The following is a 16,111-nucleotide window of genomic DNA, read 5'->3' on the forward strand; positions in this document are numbered from 1 at the left end:
AGATAAGCTATAAAAAAAGGGGATCGATGAATAATCGATCCCCTTTTTTTATGACTAACCTTTTGTACTGGATTCGCGAATGTTAAATACAGTTGGCACTATAACCTCTTTATATTTTTTATCTGTTGTATTTACTTTTAGCCTATCCATTAATATTTTCATGATGTTTTCTGCAATTGCTTCCAGCGGCTGCGCTATTGCTGTTACCGGTGGATCACAAAATTCAAGAATTTCAAAATCATCAAATGATACTACAGCAAGATCTTTCTGAATACGTAAGCCCATTGCTCGGAAAGTTCTTAAACCGTCAAGACTGATGTAGTTGGCGCCGAAAATAACAGCATCAAGATCTTTATTTGAATTAAAAAATTCTGCAATCTCTTTTATGGTTGTTGCAGACGTACTGTAATTTATTTTCTTAACAAATGAATTTAATTTGTACCGGGATATGGTTTCCTCATATCCGGAAAGTCTGTCCAGCATCTGTTGCTGATCAGAATCGATGGTAATAAAGGCTATATTCTTAAATCCGTTGGAAATTAAGTGCTCAGTTGCCTGGGCGGTACTTTGTTTATTATTAATGATTACGTAGTCAGCTTTCACGTCTTGTACATACCGGTCAAATAGTACAACAGGAGCATCCGTTAAAATTAACTTTTTTACTTCGTCTTCCAAGCCTTCAGGCAACGCCATGATATAACCATCTACATGCCTGTCCTTGAAAATCTGAAGTAGTTCAATTGCCTTTTTTGTATCGTTTCGGGTACTGCTAAATAAAATTTTATAGCCCAAATCTGATGCAATTTCATCAATACGTTTTGCAATCCCTGAAAAGAATGGCTCTGAGATATCGTCGACCAAAAACCCAATAATTCGTGTTTTTCCTGTCCGTAAACTCGTTGCGAGAGAGTTAGGCTGATAATTTAGTTCCGCTACAAGATCTAATACTTTCTTTGTTAATGCATCACTAATATTTTTTTCCTTCGCTCGTCCATTAATTACAAAGGAGACAGATGTAATCGAAATATTTAATTGTTTGGCTATATCTTTAATTGAAACTCTTTTCATTATTAGGGACTACAAATATTTGGTGTTATCAACGGGTAATATAGTGATAAGTGCTGTAATATTCAGGGACATGATTAGAAGTTTATAAAAAGAAAAAGAGCAACCTATCCAGGATTGCTCAATTAACTAACTTATTATTCATAAAAAATGCTGTTGGGGAAGGAGTCGAACCTTCAAGGGGTAGTTAGCTACAGTTCAAAAAATTAATTGTGGTCAACCCAATAAACTGCGTTTGTCCCATTATTCCCCACCACCGAGACAAGGAGGCGTGTCTGCCAATTTCACCACCCAACATTTTAGTCCTTAGTCCAAAGTCTGCAGTCGTAAGTCTACTAAAGACTATGGACTCTTGACTTAGGACTAAGCCGCTGTAGGGGAAGGAATCGAACCTCCAAGGAGTGGTTAGCCATTGCTGGTATTCCCATTATTCTCCGCCACCGAGACAAGGAGGTGTGTCTGCCTGTTTCACCACCCTACAGTATGTTTAGCAATTGATTTTAAAGAACGTTCCTTTTTGTTAATTGCTTGATACAAATGTAATGGAACAACCAATACCTTACAAATTTTTTAAACATTTAATTTTATTTTTATAATATTGATAAATATTTGTAAATTCGCTTATCATAATTCAAAAATATGCTTAAAAAAGACAATTCCAATTTAGAAATTGACAACCTCGATATTGATATATTGAAACAACTGATGCAGGATGCTACTAAACCTTATACTGAAATCGCAAAAGATTTGATTGTTTCGGGTGGTACAATACACGTCAGAATGAAGAAACTACAAGAAATGGGGATTATTAAAGGGTCACACTTAATCATCGATCCTCAAAAGGCTGGCTATGATATCTGTGCTTTTTTAGGTATTTATCTAGAGAAGGGTATTCAATATAAAGATGCCGTTGCCCAGCTCAGTAAAATAAAGGAAGTGGTAGAGCTACACTATACTACTGGTGCTTACAGCATGTTTGCGAAAATTATTTGTAGAGATACCAATCACTTGCGCCATGTACTGAATGAAGAAATTCAGGCTGTTAATGGTATTCAACGCACGGAAACTTTAATTTCTTTGGAGGAAAGTATTAAAAGGCAGATTGAGTTGGGGTAGTTTTTTAGTCTGGAGTCTTTAAGCGGAAGTCTCCAGGCCATTGCCTTATCTTGCAGGACGAAAGTTAAAGGTTAAAAGTCGGCGTAACGATGTAAAAAGTCCTGAATTCAATATTATAAGGGAAGTATAGCAAGCAAAATTTGCAAACACTGTTCTCCAATGCCTTGATGCCTGATACTTAATAACTTGAACTACTTCTTCTTTCTACTTCAACAACTGATAGGCAATAAGTGCAGCAAAATAAGCCATGGCTGTCATGTAAACCAGTTGAATTACGGGCCATTTCCAACCTTTAGTTTCCCGGTAAACGATTGCTACGGTGCTCATACATTGCATAGCAAAAGCATAAAATAACATCAATGAAATTCCTGTAGCAAAGGTGTATACGGGTAATCCAGTACGACTATTTACCGATGAAGACATGCGTGTTCTTATCGTTGAAGTATCCTCATCACCACCATCAACACTATAGATAGTAGCCATGGTACCAACGAAAGCCTCTCGTGCAGCAAATGAGGTAATTAAACCAATACCAATCTTCCAATCATAACCCAGCGGGCGAATGGCAGGCTCAATCCAATGGCCTAAGATGCCAACATATGAATTTTCAAGCTTTTCTGTCGCAATAAGTGTTTCAATATGAACGGTGTTTTTTGTAGTATCTGCCAGCGCAGATGCATATTTCTGATCAATTCGATCGAAGCGGTTCCCTGGTCCAAAAGTAGCCATTACCCAAAGAATAATAGAAATGGCAATAATTACTTTACCAGCTTCAAAAACAAAAGTTTTAGATTTTTCATACATGGTGTAAAGCACATTTTTCCACCTTGGCATTCGGTAAATGGGTAATTCCATAATGAAATAAGACCTTTCCTTCGTTTTGATCAAAAACTTCATTACCCAGGCCACCAACACAGCTGCAATTACACCTACTAAATACATCACCATTAAAGCCAAGCCCTGCAGGTTAAAAACACCCAGAATATTTTTCGATGGAATAATTAATGATATAATTAAAATATAAACCGGAAGCCTCGCTGAGCAACTTACCAATGGCGTAACCATAATGGTAATCATTCTATCTTTCCAGTTTTCAATATTTCTTGCTGCCATTATTGAAGGTACTGCACAAGCCAGACCACCAATCATTGGTACAACAGATTTACCATTTAAACCGACTTTACTCATAATTTTATCCATCATAAAAGTAACCCTGGCCATGTAGCCCGTATCTTCCAAAATGGATATAAATGCAAATAAAATAGCTATTTGTGGGATGAAGACGAAAATGCCGCCTAAACCAGCTACAATACCATCTAATACTAGATTAGTGAGCATACCTGCTGGCAGGTATTCATGACCTGCTTCTGTTATAAAACCAAAGCCTGCCTCGATCCATTGCATTGGATAGGATGACCATGCAAAAATGGCATTAAAAATAACGAAGAGTATTAATAAAAAGATGGCAAAGCCCCAGATTTTATGGGTTAAGATGGAATCAAGCTTATCACTAAATGTAAATTTTTTAGCTGCGTCGCTGTCTGTTACTACATCAGATAGTATCAAACTTAAATTTTTATACCGTAAAATGGTTTCAGCTGCCTGAGTTTTTGCTGATTCAAAATGATGCGATTGTTCTATCGCCTCAATTTCATCTTGTTCTCTTTCCGTAAAGAATTTAAGATATTCATGTTGATGCAATACCTGTAAAGCATAGTAATCATTATCAGAATTTAACTTCGACTTGATGGCATTAATTGCTGCTGGTGCCAGACTATTTACATCAACATCCTGAAACTGTGTAGCAATTTTATTCGTGTTAGTAATCGCCAACTTTAATTGGTCAATACCAATATTGTTTCGGGCCGAGATAGATACCACCTGAACACCTAATTTTTCAGCAAGCTTATCCAAATCAATCTGAATTCCCTGTTTTTCTGAAAGATCAATCATATTTAAAGCGAGTACCATCGGAATTCCTAAATCGGCAACCTGCGAATATAAAAGCATATTGCGTTTAAGGTTGGAGGCATCAACAACCAATACAATCACATCAGGATAGCTGTCGTTTTTTGAATCAGCTAAAACTTGAAAAACAATACTTTCATCACTGCTTTTGGGATACAAACTATATGTTCCTGGTAAATCAATAATTTCAGCCCCTTTACCATTGGCAAGCTTCATGAAACCTGTTTTCTTATCAACAGTTATCCCCGGAAAATTCCCGATTTTTTGATTTAATCCTGTTAAACGATTAAAAAGAGTAGACTTACCTGTATTGGGATTACCAACTAACGCAACTTTAATATCCAAATCAGCTTATTTATTGATGATAATGACTTCTGCTTCGCTCTTACGTAAACAAAGCTGATAACCAGCAACACGAATGGCCATTGGATCGCCTAGCGGGGCAAAACGCTCTACTTCCACCACCTCTCCAGGCAAACAACCCATCTCCATTAATTTAACAGAAAGATCAAGATCTGTAAATGAAAGGATGGTTCCTTTTTCTCCAACTTTTAAATTTGAAAGTTTCATCTGTAATTAATTTTATGCTCAGATGGGGCCTTCATGATCAAATAATTATTCAATCTATTCGGGTTCATGTGCTAAATTGCACGCAAGTTAGCCTTTCTTTAGATTTATTCCAAATAGAGATTTTTATCCTAAACAGGTATGACTCATCAATGATTAATTTCTTGCTGTCAATGCGGCTTAATCCTTTTTTTAAAAATTCTATAAGCACAAAAGGCCCGTTTTGCACGAGCCTTTGTTAACATGATTCTATTCTTATTACATCCTGAAACGTTGTCCGCCACCCTGACCTGGCGTTGGCATTTGCATATCACCACTCATATTTTTTCCGCCCATGCGGGTTAATGAATAGGTAAATGATAACATATAATATCTTTTCAATACATTATAGTTTAAATCGGTAATGGTATTATTTGTTGCTGTTCTACTGATTCCCTGGTTCTGATTAAAGGCATCATTCACTGCTATTTTAAAAGTCCCTCTGTTTTTAAAGAACTGACGGCTGATATAAGAATTCACTAAAGTAAACTCCGTATTATAGCCCTCTCCCCTGCCTGTATTTTTGATATAATCAAGATCAACAGCTAAACGAATGTTACCGGGAAAAACATAACTGATATCAAAACTTGGATTTAAAGTATAAAAATTAGTGGTGGCATTGGGTTGAGCGGAATACGTTGCTCTGTTATAGGTTCCAGAAATGCCTCCGGTTAAATCAAACTTATCAAAGTTGGTTACAAAATTATATCGATTGGTAACTCCAATAGTATTGGTCACATTTCTGACTAAATCATTTGGATTATCATTACCGGTTGTAAAATTCACATTTCGGTTATAGTTAGCATTTAATGATGCATTTAAGGTTAGCTTTCTTTCTGGTAAAAGTGGAATACCCATATTTACACTACCATTTCCAGAATATACACCATCCACATTTACGTAGGTTGTTCTGATCTTTCCAAAATCTACATCATTACGGTCAGTAATTAATTGACTGCTATTTCCAATGGCGTTAAATGTCTGACTTAAACTTAAGAAAGCAAAAAACATTCTACCCTTTGCAATATCAAAATTATTATAATTGATATTTAAATTGTTATTAAAAGAAGGTTTTAACGTAGGATTACCAATAAAAACACTTTGTGTATTGGTGTTATCAGGTATTGGCTGGATTTGACTTATACTAGGTTGTTGTGTATTTCCTCTATAGCGAATATTTAACCTTCTTGAGTTACTAAAATTATATCTGAAGTTTGCTGATGGGGTAAGGTTGATGAAATTTTGACTGCGTACTAATCCTGTGGTTAAATTGGTATTCACACGATTAGTTTGTTGTGCCGCTAAACCAATATTCCAATTGTATTTTTTTTCATTGGTGGTGAAACTCACTCCTCCAGCATTCGTTAAAGTCTGATTTTCATAGGTATTGGTATAATCAAAATTAACCAAATCGTATTGGCCACTTGCTGAATTAAAATCTAATACCTGCCGGCCTTGATTATCTTGGCTATAACCATTCTGATAGTTAAATTCCAGGCTTGTGGTTTTAGATAACGGCTCAGTATAAACCAATCTGGAAGTATTGTTGATTGAATTGGTGTTTACCTTGTTCAGCTGATCCGTAACGGTTGATGTTACTGTACTATTGATTGTATTATCTTCAGAGATATAATTATAGTTATCTGCATCATTATTATTAATAGAAGTATTTACGTTTAGGGATAAAGTTCTACCCCGTCTTTTAAACTTCTTCCTCACCAATAGGTTATTGCTAATATTTGGAGTTGAACTATGGGTAAGATAACGTTGCAAACCCGTTGTTTGTGACTGGATTAAATTCCTGTCATAGTTGCTCAGGTTTGTGGCATCACTTTCAGTATATGAAACATTGGGCTGAATTTTAATTGTTGTAGTGGAATCCAGCTTGGTATCAATCATGAAATTAAACCTATGGTTGATGCGATCAGTGTTGTTATCTGCATTATTTGCAACGGTAGTAACACTGTTACCTAATAAATTTTGCGTAAAACTCTGTTGTTGGTTAGATACATCAGATCGATTAAAAAAGTAACTCCCTTGAATTTGGGTTCCATCTTTATAGGTATCTGAAAAGTTTAATCCCCCGGCATTGGTGTTGGTAATCCCACCGCTTCCTGCACCACTTCCACCACCACCAAAGTTACCACGACCGCCACCGCCGAAACCGTTTCCAACACCATTACCCTGTCCAAAATTTTGCTTGTTTACATTATTAAACTGACCGATTACACTAAATTGTTGGTCATTATCAAATTTATTAACATTAATGCTGGCATCATAACGATCCTGAGTACCATATCCCACTGTACTGTTTCCGAAATATCCTTTTTTCATTCCGGCTTTAGTAGTGATGTTTAAAATTTTGGTTCTGGTTCCGTCATCTACACCTGAAAACTGTGATTGCTCAGATAGTTCATCAATCACCTGAATTTTATCTACCATATCAGCCGGTAGATTTTTAGTGGCTAGCAAAGGATCTGTTCCAAAAAACTCTTTTCCATCTACCTTAACCTTCGTAATGGTTTCTCCCTGTGCCTTAATGCTACCATCTTTTGCAACCTCAACACCAGGAAGTTTTTTCAATACATCTTCTACAACGGCATTTTCACGAACTTTGATCGTTTTCGCATCAAATTCTAGCGTATCTGTTTTAACTATCACCGGGATGGTTGCCGTTACATTTACCGTATTTAAATCTACACCATCATCCGTCATGGCAATTTCTCCTGCATCAACAGCTGCTTTAGAAACTTCAACATCTTTAGTTGTTGTTTTCAACCCTAAAAAGGCTGCATAAACTCTATATTTTCCGGGTGCTATGGCTTTAAAGTTGAAAGTTCCATCTGGTGCTGTTTGCCCTGATGCTACCACCACTGAATCTTTAAGATTTCTGACGGCAATAGTTGCAAAATCAACAGGCTTTTTATCTCTGGCATTTATAACCTTTCCGCTGATGGAGCCAGGATTTTGTGCCTGAGCGATGTAACCACAAAAAATAAGAACAATGAAGATTGCCCTTTGAACGTTCCTTTTCATTAAAAAAATTTAGATTATATGTACAAAACTAAGCTATCAGACTGTGCAGATACCTAAAGGTTTGTTGCGAAACAGGAAAAGATTGGTAACATTTTAAATACAGCCGAATATATGAGCTGTAACATCATTTGGAAAATGATAATGTTTAGTATTTGTTTTGTGAGGGATAGCTTTTGTAATAGACTTTCGGACAGTTACAGTCTTTTTTAAAGATACTGCATCCACTTAAGCATAAAGCTGCAATTACAACCATCGAACTAATTATTTTTCTCATCGAAATTCAATTTATGGAGCAATATATAACTGAAAACAGCCATGCAAGCGCCTAACATATCACAACCAAGATCCCACCATTCTGCAGACCTGTAAGTGAAAACTTTCCATTGCAATAATTCGATACTTCCACCAATAATAAAGTTGATTAGAAGAATTTTAAAAATGGTTAGCGTTCTGAAACCGTAACTGTGCTGATATTTTATTTTTCCATAAAACAGAAAAACGGTAAGTACAAAGAAAAATCCAAGATGCGTCATCTTATCAAATCCCGTAAAGAAAAATCCTTCCCCTTCTGTATCTGGTAACTTTATATTACAAAGCACTAAAACGATTAGTGTCCAGAATATGGCCCATTTTTGCTGTTTCAGTGCTTTGTACAAAATATAATAAGATTAAGCGCCTACTAAGGCTTGATAAGCATCTGCAGTTAATAAATCTTCAATTTCAGCAATCTCAGATAATGATACTTTCACCATCCATCCTTTTCCATATGGATCAGAATTTACCAATTCCGGATTATCATTTAACTCTGAATTGATTTCCAATACCGTACCCGTTACAGGCATAAACAAATCAGAAACTGTTTTTACCGCTTCAACAGTACCAAAAACTTCTTCTTTTGCCACTTCATCACCCACTGAGTTAATGTCTACATAAACAATATCACCCAATTCGCGTTGAGCAAAATCTGTAATACCGATGTAAGCTTCATTACCTTCAACCTTTACCCACTCGTGGTCTTTAGTGTATTTTAATTCTGATGGAAAATTCATGTGTTTTTAATTAATTTCAACAAAGTTAAATATTAAGTTGGAATGTTGACGTGATAATTGTGATTCCACCTGCGAAATATTAATTCAGCGTAAACCTTAAACTAAAACCAAAATTACTGAAAGAGGTATTAAACGTTTGCGAAGTATATGGCTTAGTGATGTTCGAATCATAAAACAACTTCACATTAAATTTCTGGTTTAATATATAATCAACACTTGGCCTTAACGTAATATTTTTTGCTCCTGATGAAATTTCAGCTTCTTCTACATCTGCTCTGTAAATAACCGTCTTATTATCACGGATCGCAACATCCAGTTTAAAATCCATATTGTTATCCATTTTTAAACTTTTAAACCAGCCAAACGGAAACCGGAATTTATTTGTTCTATAGCCCATCCCCAGAACGACATTGTTTTCTGACAACTGCGCTAGCTGACTATTGGACAGACTTAAACCTAGCAGGCGAGACCTGTTCAATTCAAATGTAGCACTCAGGTTATTCTTGAATCTAGTATCCACTCCTATTAATGGAGAAAAATATTCTGATATGGTAACTTGTGAAAACTGAAATTCAGGAAGGAAGTTATTATTCGCATCGCGGTTTACAGAGAACCCATTGCTTTCCTGGTACCTCAATAATGAATTAAAGCCGTTGATGTTATAGGCCGATCGATAACCATGTCTGATATCAATAGAAGAAAAACGATCTGCGATGAAGGCAATTTTTGTTAATCCATTATAGGTTAGTGTCCAGTTTGGAAGTGGGATTCGGGGGAAAGCATTCATACTCGTTTTACCCGCATCTTTACCAGAATAAGCCGCCATAAACGCAGAGATAAGAACATCCTGACTTTCTTTACCATAACCATCGGAATAACCACTTGCCTGACCAGATGAGTTTGGATTTTGCGCACCTAACCTTCTTGAAATAATAATCCGATTGGCCATAAACTGATTAAACAGCGAAGAAATTACACTTGAATTTTTCTCTTTAAAGGCAGTGCCGAGCGCAATGTATGAGATGCTATAATCCCCTGTAGTAATTGCGCTTAAATTTTCAAAAGAAGATACACTGACCACATACCTGTAATTGGAAGAGAAGTTTCTGGTCTGTGACTTATTCGCCCTGATGGTGATTCTTAAATCACGAAATGGCTCTATTTGACCAGTAAACTGTAAATCTTCACGAAGCGTATTCACATAAAGCTGGGTTTGCAAGGTATCTGTAGTTAGCCAACCATTATTAAGCGCCATATCTCTGATATCCCTCTGACTGCCGAACACAAAACCTAAACCCGGCGCTCCGGTAACATTATCAACTCCGAAATATTTAGTCGTTGGCAAATACCCTGGCAAAAAGATGCCTTTGGTTTGCACATAATTTGCGCTTACATTTTTAACACTGGTTAATAAGTTGATAAAAAAGTTCTTTAATTTATCTCCGGTTTCTTCACTATTACTGGCATTTCTGATGAAACCAAATTTATTGTATAAGGTTGTCATGTTCAATGCCGGATTAACCTGAATATTTCTGCTGTTTTGAACGGTATTCCCCAGATTGATGTTTGGATCTTGTAAAGTGGATAGCGGTTCAGTTTGCCAGTTAAAGTTTGTACCATACCTTGTTTTTACAGTTACCCAGTTAAAGCCAGGAATTTTATCGATTGGTAAGGTATAGGTAACATTTAAATTGTGATTATAATCTGTTGTGCGACCTAAACGCTTAAGATTTTGCCACACGGTATCACGTTTCATACCATCAATCCGGCCATCGGGTTCATCAATAATAGAATAGTTTGTGGCATTAAAATCCAACTGAAGTGAGCGGGTTAAATTCCAGGCTATTCCATAAATCCGGCTCATTCTAAAGTTTTTATTAAAAGTAGTCCCAAATCCATTCTGATAAATTGGAATGGAATTAGCCGGATCATTATTCCTCAAGGTGTTTTCCGAATAAAGGCGATCTACATCAATTCTAAAGTTAATGGCACTTGGAAAAATACTAAAGTTAAAATCCTTTAACAAGGCCAGCATATTTGATTTGATGATCTTCTCAAAAGGTGCAAATGTTTTAGCTTCTTTCGCATAGCTATATTGCAATGAAGCCCTATAGGTATTTTGAATGCTACTTTGGTTAATAAAATCCCTGTGGTTGTATTGTGTAAAAGCATAACTGGCAGCAAAGTTTTCAATATCCCAAAGCTGAACAGGTTTACTATTGTTTGTTCTTTCTTTACGCACATTGGTAAAATTAATTCCCCTGCGTACTGTATAATCCTGTGCGAAATTTAATATGGAATCCTTTTGTTCTTTGGTCGATTGATCAAGTGCATTTTTCAACTCTATATCCGGTGTGCGGGGATTATACTGTGGCGTAGAAACTTGTTTTGAATAATTTACAAACATTGGAATTTTGACACCTGATTTTTGAGGCAAAAATTTACCCAGCTCAACTGCTGAAGAAACATCCAATAAAACATTATCAGCACGGTTACGTTCACTTACTTTGGAATCAATCGATCCAAAACCTATGGTTGATTTACTTCCAGAAATATTAACATCAGCAAAATCGGCCAGTTTTAAATTTAACCTGGCCGTAGCAGCCCAACCACCCTTTTCATCAAATTCAGTTAGCCTGAGTTCGTTAAACCAAACTAAAACATTTTTATCTATGCCATCATCACTTTGAGTGGTGGTGTTGTTACGCAAAGGGTTTTTTACACCAAGCATATACACCCTCACTTTACTCATATCTGGCTGTCCTTTAACGATAATTGTCCTATTGCCATCCGTATAAGTAAATGGAATATTTATCGGCCACGGCTGCCCGTTAGCTTGCTTTGCTGTATTGCGGGCAAGTTTGGCATTCTGGAATAAAACCAAATCAATATCCATTCGGTTTGCTTCAGGCCAAATGGCATCAGCATCGCTCGTGCCTGGAGTGGTGATTTTTAAAGGCATTAAATATTCATAGTAGTTATCCTGATTATCTGTTCCAATCCTCAAAAAGGCATCTACATCTCCATCACCTAAAACTTGATTGTTAATTGCTTCGGCATGGATAAACATTTCCAGATGTTTATAGGAACGGAAATCACTATATGCTGTTTTAAAGGCTGCCCTTCCATAACCGTCGCGAAGGTTTTTAACGGTTACAGATAAAGATTGTTCATTCAAACGGGTATCTCCACGATAATTGCTGAAATCGCGCTCACGCAAAATGCCGGGAGGCGTAACATAAGGTATTGGCGTTTTTCTGCCATTTTCCTCAATATTAACGGTTGATACTTCAATGGTAGAATTATCTGGCGTTAAGGCAGGTAAGCTTGGATCTACAATTACCTGATCTGCCGTGTTTTTTGAATTAAACTCTCTCCATTCACCTCTGATTAATTGCAGCTTCGCAAAACGCATAATGGCTGTATCTGCAAAGTTGGTCATGAACATCCTGAAGAAGCGTATAGATTTAAAATCCTGAATATTCCCAACCTTTTTCTCGTATTGCGTTATTGGAATTCTAAATTGATACCAGGTAACGGCCTGCGTGTTTCCATTTGCTAGTTTTACCTGTGAAGTTACTTTATCGGTAATAAATTGGGTCTGGCCAACATCCATTCCTGGCCGCATGGTTACCTTGTATTGATAATATTCATCGCTTTGCGTCATGTTATTATCGCGATTAATATCTTCACCATCCGGAAGTGAGGTAGACGCAGAATTTTCCAGTCCCAACTCTGCCTGCGATTGTTGAGCAGTTTTAGAGTTTCCTTCAGGGCCGTTGTACTTTTCATAACGTTTTAAAATACCTGCGTTGATTTGATCTAAAGCCGGACCTCTGAAATAAGAATAATTATCTGATGAAGGATCCTGATCAATTTCTGCAGCTGCAGTTGCATTTAACTGCGATTTGATTTGATTGATAGCGGTAGTAAATTTCTGCTTTTCGTTTGCATCTGATAAACCATCTAAACCAACATCCTGTGCACGTCTTGCATCGGGATCATTATCAAAAGCCTGAATAACGGGCTGTAATTTCGGAACCCGCCCCCAAGCGGTTTCATCATATTTACTGGCATCATCCGTAGCTGGCAATCCATTTTCCAGAGATTTGCGCCCATCTTTTAAAATATCTTCAGAGATATTACCAAGGTTAAAGTAAATATCACCTCCCTGAGAGTTTCTATTGTAAATAAATGGATCCATTACCCAAAATTCGATAAAGCCAACATTCAATGCTTCAAAATCATTGGTTTCGATTTTACGTTGAAAACCACCCCAACGCTGCCGTGGGTTGGATAACTTTCCATCATTAGAGAAACCTGTTGTAGCATAATTGTAAGGTCCGCGAACGGTTGGATAATACGCCACATCTAAGGTGGTGATATTTAGTGCTTGCCCGGTAGCCGTTTCCTTGAATGGAAAAACTTCCTGCTCTATCACCTGCCTTACATAATGATTAGAAAGTTCATTTCTATTGTTTCTGATATTGGATGGTGTAGTGGTGGCATTTGAATTATAAAAAGTGGGATCAATATTATAATATGCTATCCGTGCACGGTTATAACCATAAGTAAGGTCATTGACCAATTGCGACTCTGAAAAATCTTGCGGCGTTCCAGATAACTGCCAGGAGATTGCACTTTTTAAATCAATTACAGATCTCGAAGCCTCAAAATCATCCAGATAACTTACCCCATTTTTACTGCCTGCAAAATTTAATGCCCGCGGGTGCCCCGGAACCAATTGCGCAAACTCACCATAAAAGTTAACACTTGAAGGGGCCTTGGTGGAAATGAATGGGAGTTTATCAACAAGTTTAGTTAAGAATCTGGATGAAGAACTATAGTTAATGTCACCACCCCAAATGGTATTTGAAATGGGCTCTTCACCAATATTTACTTTTTGAGTGAGCGGTTTCTCTGTTAGGTTCATAAATGTACCACCCAGATTTAGCTTATTATTCACACGATAATCCAAACGTGTTCCAAATAACGACCGTTGCTGCAAACCAAAAAGTTCATTGTTTTCAGTAGTAATGCGAATGGGCTGACCGGAGGTTAATAGTGCCTGATTGATAATACTCACTCTTCCGCCCTGATAATCAACCGTAAAGTCTACACCTTCCTGCAGTGGCATTGTTCCAGCAAAAACTTTTACTGAACCTTCGGGCACATTAATGGCATTCAGGCTAAATTCAGAAGATACTTCTGATTGATAATGCCCTTTAATTACATACCTGTTTTTATTTTGAAACAGTTGTTTGGCAATCGTTTGGGTAGAATCATATAGCGCAGTAAAAGTATATTTATCAATTAAGGCCTGTTCACTTGGAAGGAATTTATTAGCCAAATCCTGTCCAAAAGGTTCAATGATCGGAAAGATGATCCTGCCATTTGCAGGGTCAATAGTAATGTATCCCGAATTGGTATTATTAATTAGTGAAGTTAACCCATTAAGTGATAAATTAGACCCGAAAGTGCTGTTTGAAGATGAGCTGTTTGAAAAGTAAGAACCAAAAGCATTGTTAGAGGCTACAAAATCAAAAATACCATCAGGCTTCTTTTCATTTTGCTGATTCAACCGGTCAAATTCAGTTAAAGAGATCCATTGCCTATTGGCTGTATTTTCTCCCTCGGTCATGATCGGCTTTTCTACTCCGGTTTCATTATCTATTCTAAAAATATCAAGTTTAAAATTGATCGGACTGATTTGATAACCACCGATGGAGTAAATATTTTTCATCATCAAATCCCAGGTTGGGAGATTGATTTTAGTCGTTTCATTTTTTAAAAGTTTTGCATAAAGTACTTTTGGGTTTGCGGCATCAAAAGTAACATCTGTAGAAAACTCACCCACCTGATATTCGACACCATTATAGGTATATCGATAAGCAACAGCTAAAACCTCATCGGCATTAAGCGGATTATTTAAGGAGATATATCCCAATTGCGGCTGAAAGGTAAACTCACGCTCGGTTAATTTTCTGGCATAGGTAAGTTTAGCATACTGATCTGTAGCGCCATTGGCTTGAAAGAAGGAGATTACGGAATTTGAATTCGTGAACCTGGCATCTGCAGGTAAACTTACCAGTAAATTATTTGATTGCTGTGGAAATCCTGTTGCTGTTGTACCTGCAGGAAGGACCGAACTGCCGCCTGCCACCGCGCCGGGATTGAAAGGCTGATTTTCTCCCAGATTCAGGAAACCAAGCACATCTCTGGAATCTGTGGTATTGCCAGCTTTATTGGTAATCCAGACTTCTATCTTGGTAATTTGAATGGGTGAGGTAATAATTGGCGCATTAACCAAATGCTTATTGTAATTGTTGCGAAAATATTGAGCCAGAAAGTAATGTTTATTGGCTTCATAACTATCGGCTGTAACCGAAAATTCATTTTGTTGCGCACCATTTGAAATGCGGAGTTCTCTTGACTCTGATTTTTGCTGCGTGTAAACACTGGTTACATTTAGTTTTCCAAATTGCAATTGAGTTTTAACTCCAAACAAAGCTTGCGTGCCCGTAATCAAACTTGTATTTAAAGGTAAACTTACATTACCAGCCTCAATTTTCTTAATAATATCATCAGCACCACCGGTGTAATCCAGTTTAATCTGGTTTTCAAAATCAAACTGTGCTTCAGTATTGTAATTACTTTTAATTTTAAGCTTTGTACCAATATTCCCAACCAGATCCATTTGAATCCGTTGATTGAAATCAAAATTGGTTTGAACCCTTTGTCGCTCATTAAATAAGGGATTTTCATTTTTATTTCTGCGGCCTAAAAAGGTAAGCTCTGCCTCTCCACGGGGTTGAATATCAATCGTGGTTCCTCCGAAAAGCTTTTCAAAAGCCTTACTATTTACCTGGATTTTGGGAATAACGCCTGTGTTCCTATAATCACCAACTTCAGAATTGGAAATACTTCGCCAGTTATCACGTTTCACTTCACTATTAACCAATCGGGTATATTCATCAATGGTTAGGTATTGTGTTTGCGTAACATACCGATCACCAATCAGATCCTTTACAATATATCTTTTATTTTTTGCATCATACTCCACCACTTGCTTAAGATTATTAGGCAGCGGCGAGAACGGATTTCGCGATGGTCTGATCCCCATGCGCTGTTTTTCCTTTAAACCAAAATTATTTTTTGACGTAGCGGTATCAGTCTTACTCTGAACAACTTGTGAGAAGGTTTTTTGGGATATAAACAAGAAAAGTGGGATGAGAAATAGGAGTGTAAATATTCTCTTCAAGGGCGTTAGT

General features: G+C 37.0%; 8 protein-coding genes and 1 tRNA gene. 1 reads left to right on the forward strand and 8 read right to left on the reverse strand.

Annotated features, from left to right (window positions below; translation table 11 throughout):
- Positions 1 to 54: 54 nt before the first annotated feature.
- Entirely contained in the window at positions 55 to 1,068 is a 1,014-nt protein-coding gene (locus tag EV200_RS15000; RefSeq protein WP_229676846.1) for a LacI family DNA-binding transcriptional regulator, read from the reverse strand.
- A 150-nt stretch (positions 1,069 to 1,218) separates the two neighbouring features.
- Positions 1,219 to 1,362, reverse strand: a tRNA-Asp gene (locus tag EV200_RS21790).
- A 342-nt stretch (positions 1,363 to 1,704) separates the two neighbouring features.
- Here EV200_RS21790 and EV200_RS15005 point away from each other — a divergent pair.
- Positions 1,705 to 2,181: an Lrp/AsnC ligand binding domain-containing protein gene (locus EV200_RS15005; RefSeq protein WP_025145395.1), complete on the forward strand. Its 477-nt coding sequence runs from the start codon at positions 1,705 to 1,707 to the stop codon at positions 2,179 to 2,181.
- Positions 2,182 to 2,385: 204 nt separating this feature from the next.
- Here the strand turns inward: EV200_RS15005 and feoB are convergent, their stop codons facing one another.
- The 6 genes from feoB to sov form a co-directional block, all read right to left on the reverse strand.
- Positions 2,386 to 4,494 carry a ferrous iron transport protein B gene (gene feoB, locus EV200_RS15010; RefSeq protein ID WP_132534017.1) on the reverse strand — a complete coding sequence of 703 codons (2,109 nt, stop codon included), beginning with the start codon at positions 4,492 to 4,494 and terminating at the stop codon, positions 2,386 to 2,388.
- A gap of 6 nt (positions 4,495 to 4,500) precedes the next feature.
- The gene (locus tag EV200_RS15015) at positions 4,501 to 4,719 is read right to left on the reverse strand and encodes a FeoA family protein (protein WP_029287695.1); all 219 of its coding nucleotides are present in this window, start codon (positions 4,717 to 4,719) and stop codon (positions 4,501 to 4,503) included.
- A 255-nt stretch (positions 4,720 to 4,974) separates the two neighbouring features.
- A complete protein-coding gene (locus tag EV200_RS15020) occupies positions 4,975 to 7,791 on the reverse strand; it encodes an outer membrane beta-barrel family protein (protein ID WP_132534019.1) in 2,817 nt (938 codons plus the stop codon).
- A gap of 257 nt (positions 7,792 to 8,048) precedes the next feature.
- Positions 8,049 to 8,447, reverse strand: a complete 399-nt coding sequence (locus EV200_RS15025) for a VanZ family protein (protein WP_029287701.1) — start codon at positions 8,445 to 8,447, stop codon at positions 8,049 to 8,051.
- 12 nt (positions 8,448 to 8,459) lie between these two features.
- Positions 8,460 to 8,840, reverse strand: coding sequence for a glycine cleavage system protein GcvH (gcvH, locus tag EV200_RS15030; protein WP_132534021.1), 381 nt, complete (start codon positions 8,838 to 8,840; stop codon positions 8,460 to 8,462).
- Between the two features lie 79 nt (positions 8,841 to 8,919).
- Positions 8,920 to 16,101 (reverse strand): T9SS outer membrane translocon Sov/SprA, encoded by a 7,182-nt coding sequence (gene sov / locus EV200_RS15035; RefSeq protein WP_132534023.1) that lies wholly within the window; start codon positions 16,099 to 16,101, stop codon positions 8,920 to 8,922.
- Positions 16,102 to 16,111 lie beyond the last annotated feature (10 nt).

This window comes from Pedobacter psychrotolerans, from assembly GCF_004340665.1.
In the GTDB taxonomy this organism is placed as follows: domain Bacteria; phylum Bacteroidota; class Bacteroidia; order Sphingobacteriales; family Sphingobacteriaceae; genus Pedobacter; species Pedobacter psychrotolerans.